Source organism: Microbacterium sp. Bi128 (genome assembly GCF_918698205.1).
Genome location: NZ_CAKKMM010000306.1, coordinates 1 through 4,998, shown reverse-complemented (window position 1 = coordinate 4,998; position 4,998 = coordinate 1). Strand labels below are relative to the sequence as shown.

Below are 4,998 nucleotides of genomic sequence, written 5' to 3'. Positions count from 1 at the left end.
GAGGCAGACCGCGACGGCGGAGAGGACCGCGACGGCGGTCATCACCGGGCGGGCAACGCCCGGCAGGGCGGGAAGCTGCACGGTCCGGGCCTTGCCCGTGCGGCCGTACGCCCGGTTCACCAGAAGGGTCGCCAGGACCACGAGGGCCATGGACACGAGGAAGTGCAGGCCTACGACCCATGGGTTCAGCTGGGTCAGCACCGTGATGCCGCCGATGACGGCCTGGGCCGGGATGCTGGCGAGCAGGCCGAGGGCCAGCAGGAAGAGGTCGCGGCGCTCCTTGCGGAGGTTCCACAGATAGACCAGCATCATCACGGCGACGGCCGCCAGCGCAAACGTCAGGAGCCGGTTGCCGAATTCGATGATTCCGTGCATCCCCATTTCCGGGGTGGTCGTCAGGGATCCCTCCGTGCAGCGCGGCCACGTGGGGCAGCCAAGGCCCGAGGCCGTCAAGCGGACGGCACCGCCGGTCACCACCAGGACGATCTGGCCAATGAGGGACAGCACGGCCAGCCGCCTGACCGTCTTATCGACGCGGACTGGCAGCCGGGAGGTGATTCCGGAGACAATCCGGGGAGTTCGTGACGCCGTGCTCACAGTTTTCTCAATTCCACTTAAACCAACGGGTTGCTGCGCCGCCGGCGATCGCCGTCCAGAGCAGCAGGACAAGAACGGCGGCACCATTGACGCTGCCGTACAGGAAAGCATCCCTCAGCGCCTGGCCCAGCGCGCCGGAGGGGAGGAAATGCACCACAGCCTGGGCCAGCGCCGGGAGCCGTTCGGCCGGAATCACGATTCCGCCCAGCGCGCCGAGCAGGATCCAGAGCAGGTTGGTGATGGCCAGGGTCGCCTCCGGCCGGACCGTCCCGGCGACCAGCAGCCCGAGTGCCGTGAAGGCGGCGGCGCCGAGGATCAGGATGGCCAGCCCGGGCAGCCAGCCCGCGGGATTGGGCTGCCAGCCCAGCAGCACGGCCACCGCGGTCACGATGAGCACCTGCAGGAACAGCACCGCCAGGACGGCCAGGACCTTCCCCGCAATCAGGCCGGTGCGGCCCAGGGGTGTCGTGGAAAGAAAGCGCAGAACGCCGTAGCGGCGGTCGAAGCCGGTGGAGATGCCCTGCCCGGTGAAGGCCGTGGACATGGCGCACAGGGCCAGGATGCCGGGGACGGCGACATTGATGCGGCTCGAACCGAGCCCGTCCAGCAGCGGCGTCACGGTCAGCCCGACCATGGCCAGCAGCGGCAGCACGATCGCGAGGATCAGCTGCTCGCCGTTCCTGAGCATGGTGACTGTTTCGTACTGCCCCTGCAGCAGGATGCGGCGCAGCAGGGAAGCGGGCGCGCTGCCATGCGCGGCGGGGGGCGCGCCGGCACGGCGTGCGCTCTCCAGCGGGGCACCACCTGTTACGCGGTTCATCGGATCTCCCTTCCGGAGATGTCCAGGAAGACGTCCTCGAGGCTGCGCGCTTCAAGGCTCAGAGAGCTGGGCATGATTCCGCGCTGGGCCCACCACGCGGTGATCGCGGCGAGGTCGGCGGGGGTCAGGGCTCCGGTCACGGCGTAACTGCCGGCCCGCGCCTCGGTGACGTCGACGCCGTCGGGCAGCACGCCGGCGAAGTCCAGGCCTGGTTCGGTTTCGAACAACAAGGTGCGGATGTGCTGCGACGCGTCGCCCACCGGGAGCTGGTGGCGCAGGAGCTGGGCGACGGTGCCCTCGGCGACGTTGCGGCCGGCGTCGATGATGTAGACGTAGTCCGCCAGCCGCTGGGCGTCGTCCATCAGGTGCGTCGTCAGGATGATGCCCATGCCGCTGTTCCGCAGTTCGGAGATGAGATCGAAGACCATTTGGCGGGACTGCGGGTCGAGGCCCGCGCTGGGCTCGTCGAGGAACAGGACCTCCGGATTGCCGACCAGCGCCGCGGCCAGGGCGAGGCGCTGTTTCTGCCCGCCGGACAGGCGCCGCACGTTGGTGCGGCTGAAGGAGTCGATGCCCAGGCGGCCGATGAGTTCATCCACCGGCCACGGGTCCTGGTACATGCCTGCGATGTGCCGCAGCAGGGGGATGGGCCGGGCCGACGGCGGCAGGCCGCCGTCCTGCAGCATCACGCCCACCCGGGCGCGGAGGCCCGCGCCGGCCGAATCCGGATCGTGGCCGAGTAGGCTGATGGCGCCGGCGGTGCGCTTTTGCAGCCCCTGGGCGCATTCGATGGTGGTGGTCTTGCCCGCGCCATTGGCGCCGAGCAGGGCCGTGACTTGGCCGCGTTCGGCGATGAGGGAAAGGCCGCTGACCACGCGCAGCATCTTGCCGTCGAGGGTGGGCAGTGGACCAACATCCTTGACAAGCCCGCTGATGGTCAGAACGGGGGATTCGGGAGATCGCACCACAGCATTCTACGCGATGTAGTACGTCGGCTCCCCGGAGGGGGCGTCCCGCAGGCAAGCCATGCCTTACTGGAATGCCGGACTAAATTACGACATGATTGTGTTGTGTATTCCATGAGCCCCCTTGTGTCCGGAGCCGCTGTGTCTGGAGCAGCTGTGTCCGGAGGCCCTGTGTCCGGAGCCGCTGCGTCCGCAGTCCCGTCCGGGCGCGGCGCCGCGCGCGTCCGGCCTGCCCGGGTACACGTGGCGGCCGTTCCGGACGCCGTTCCCGCGGCTGCCGGCACCCACACGCACGACGCCGAAGAGCGCACGCGTGACCGCGTCCTGAACGCGGTGCTGGAGCACGGACCCATCAGCGCGGCCGAACTCGGCGACCTCCTGGGCTTCACTCCGGCCGCCGTGCGCCGCCACCTGGACCACCTCGCGCGCACCGGAGTGATTGAGGTCAAGCGGGTTGCCCGCGCCGGTGCCGGCGCCGGACGGCCCGCCCGCCGCTACGTCCTGAGCTCCCAGGGCCAGTCGAACCTGGGCAACGACTACCTCGACATCGCCTCCGTGGCGCTGCGCCGACTCGGCGAGGCGGCCGGCCCCGAGGCGGTCCGGCAGTTCGCCGTCGAGCGGTTCGCCGACATGGAACGCCGCTACGCACCGGAGATCGAGCAGGCCGGACCGGACATCACGGCCCGCGCCCAGGCTCTCTCCGCGGCGCTGAGCCGCGACGGGTTCGTCGCCTCGGCGCAGTCGATCGAAGCCAAGGCCCCGCTCCCGGCGGCGCTCTCCAGCGTCCAGCTCTGCCAGGGGCACTGCCCCATCCAGCACCTGGCTGCCCAGTTCCCCGTGTTCTGCGACGTGGAGACCGAAGTGTTCTCCCGGCTGGTCGGCGTCGATGTGCGCCGGCTGTCCACCCTGGCGCGCGGCGGGCACGTCTGCACCACCCACATACCTACGGGCCGTCCGGCCGCCGTCGGGACTCCCAGTCCCGCTGCACCGGTCAACCCGGACGAAGTATCCAACCATCTCCAAGAAAGGCCGTGATGACGGACCAACTATCAGAGAAGAAGGTTGCTGACTCTACTGTGATTTCGGAGATTCTGGAAAAGAATCCCGAGCTCCACGGAATTGGCACCTATGAGTACGGCTGGGCCGACAAGAACGACGTCGGGGCCAACGCCCGCCGCGGCATCAATGAGGACGTTGTTCGCGATATTTCGGCCAAGAAGAACGAGCCGGAATGGATGCTCGACCTCCGGCTCAAGGGCCTGAAGTACTTCGACCGCAAGCCCATGCCCACCTGGGGCGCGGACCTGTCCGGCATCGACTTCGACAACATCAAGTACTTCGTGCGCTCCACCGAGAAGCAGGCCGCCACCTGGGAGGACCTGCCCGAGGACATCCGGAACACCTACGAGAAGCTGGGCATCCCGGAAGCCGAGCGCAGCCGCCTCGTCTCCGGCGTCGCCGCCCAGTACGAGTCTGAAGTGGTCTACCATCAGATCCGCGAGGACCTGGAAGCCCAGGGCGTCATCTTCCTGGACACCGACACCGCGCTGCGCGAACACCCGGAGATCTTCCAGGAGTACTTCGGCACCATCATCCCGGTGGGCGATAACAAGTTCGCGTCGCTGAACACGGCCGTCTGGTCCGGCGGTTCCTTCGTGTACGTGCCCAAGGGCGTCCACGTGGACATCCCGCTGCAGGCCTACTTCCGCATCAACACGGAAAACATGGGCCAGTTCGAGCGCACGCTGATCATCGCCGACGAGGACTCCTACGTCCACTACATCGAAGGCTGCACCGCGCCGATCTACACCTCGGACTCGCTGCACTCCGCCGTCGTGGAAATCATCGTGAAGAAGGGCGCCCGCGTCCGCTACACGACCATCCAGAACTGGTCCACCAACGTGTACAACCTGGTGACCAAGCGCGCCATCTGCGAAGAGGGCGCCACCATGGAGTGGATCGATGGCAACATCGGCTCCAAGGTCACCATGAAGTACCCGGCCGTCTACCTCGTGGGCGAAGGCGCCAAGGGCGAGACCCTGTCCATCGCGTTCGCCGGCGAAGGCCAGCACCAGGACACCGGCTCCAAGATGGTCCACATCGCGCCCAACACCAAGAGCTCGATCATCTCCAAGTCCGTGGCCCGCGGCGGCGGCCGTGCTGCCTACCGCGGCCTGGTCCAGGTCCGCGAAGGCGCCAAGCACTCGGCCAACACGGTCCGCTGCGACGCCCTCCTGGTGGACACCATCAGCCGGTCGGATACCTACCCGTACATCGACATCCGCGAGGACGACGTCACGATGGGCCACGAGGCCACGGTCTCGCGGGTCAGCGAGGAGCAGTTGTTCTACCTGATGTCCCGCGGCATGCGCGAAGACGAGGCCATGGCGATGATCGTCCGCGGCTTCATCGAGCCGATTGCCCGCGAACTGCCGATGGAATACGCCCTCGAGCTGAACCGACTGATTGAACTGCAGATGGAAGGATCGGTCGGTTAATGACTGACATCACTACTGAAAAGGCCCGCATCGGCGCGCCCTCAGCCCAGCCGTTCATCAACGGCTTCACCGAGGAAGGCGAAAGCCTCTCACCGCTGAACGCCGCGGAGTCCAAGGC

Annotated in this window: 5 protein-coding genes; 2 read left to right on the top strand and 3 right to left on the bottom strand. The window is 67.6% G+C overall.

Annotated features, from left to right (window positions below; all coding sequences use genetic code 11):
- The 3 genes from LQV45_RS17705 to LQV45_RS17695 all read right to left on the bottom strand — a co-directional run.
- The coding region (locus LQV45_RS17705; protein WP_230008148.1) for a heme A synthase at positions 1-597 on the bottom strand (597 nt) is incomplete at its 3' end.
- 7 nt (positions 598-604) lie between these two features.
- Positions 605-1,417, bottom strand: a complete 813-nt coding sequence (locus LQV45_RS17700) for an ABC transporter permease (RefSeq protein ID WP_230008147.1) — start codon at positions 1,415-1,417, stop codon at positions 605-607.
- The gene (locus LQV45_RS17695) at positions 1,414-2,382 is read right to left on the bottom strand and encodes an ABC transporter ATP-binding protein (RefSeq protein ID WP_230008146.1); all 969 of its coding nucleotides are present in this window, start codon (positions 2,380-2,382) and stop codon (positions 1,414-1,416) included. The genes LQV45_RS17700 and LQV45_RS17695 overlap by 4 nt, the downstream gene beginning before the upstream one ends.
- Before the next feature lie 243 nt (positions 2,383-2,625).
- On the opposite strand from LQV45_RS17695, the gene LQV45_RS17690 reads away from it, so the two are divergent.
- Positions 2,626-3,417: a metalloregulator ArsR/SmtB family transcription factor gene (locus tag LQV45_RS17690; protein WP_230008145.1), complete on the top strand. Its 792-nt coding sequence runs from the start codon at positions 2,626-2,628 to the stop codon at positions 3,415-3,417.
- Positions 3,417-4,880, top strand: a complete 1,464-nt coding sequence (sufB, locus tag LQV45_RS17685) for a Fe-S cluster assembly protein SufB (RefSeq protein ID WP_223917411.1) — start codon at positions 3,417-3,419, stop codon at positions 4,878-4,880. Before LQV45_RS17690 ends, sufB begins: the two co-directional genes overlap by 1 nt.
- Positions 4,881-4,998 lie beyond the last annotated feature (118 nt).